Below are 587 nucleotides of genomic sequence, written 5' to 3'. Positions count from 1 at the left end.
CGTCAAGGACGCGCACCAGCAGTTCGGCGATACGCGATCCGGCGGAGCGGATCGACGACCGGGTGGTGGTCATGGCCGGGACCATGTTGCTGGCATTGAGATAAGGGAACACGTCGTCATGGGCGATCACCGAGACTTCCTTGCCGAGTTCATAGCCTTTTGAACGGATGGCGCGGAAAATGCCGAGCGCCGTCATCATCGAGCCGGCGAGAATGGCGGTCGGATGCGGCGTATAGGACAAAAGCCGCTGCGCCTCATGGAAACCGGTTTCGTCGGAAAAACGCTCATGCACGATGAAGCGGGGATCGACGGCAATGCCGCGCTCCAGCAATGCTTCGCGATAACCCATTTCGCGGTGTTCGGAAAACGTGTGGCCCTTCAGCCCGTCGATCATCGCGATATGCCGGTGGCCGAGATCGATCAGGTGCGATGCCGCCTGCCGGAAGGCGCCGGCATTGTCGATATCGAGCCAGGCATGCGGGGCGGCGATATTGGTGCGTCCGTGCAGCACAAAGGGAAACTTCGCTTCCGTCAGCATGGCAACCCGCTCGTCCATCAGGGTGGGGCCGGTGACGATGATGCCGTCC

The 587-nt window shown here is 61.5% G+C and carries 1 protein-coding gene; it reads right to left on the bottom strand.

Going from position 1 to position 587, the window contains the following annotated elements; all coding sequences use genetic code 11:
- A partial coding sequence (locus tag NQT62_RS15365; protein WP_256765626.1) for a substrate-binding domain-containing protein occupies window positions 1–587 on the bottom strand: 587 nt, incomplete at both ends.

This window comes from Limnobacter humi, from assembly GCF_024518835.1.
Classification (GTDB): domain Bacteria; phylum Pseudomonadota; class Gammaproteobacteria; order Burkholderiales; family Burkholderiaceae_B; genus Limnobacter; species Limnobacter humi.
This window is presented reverse-complemented; position numbering and strand designations above follow the sequence as displayed.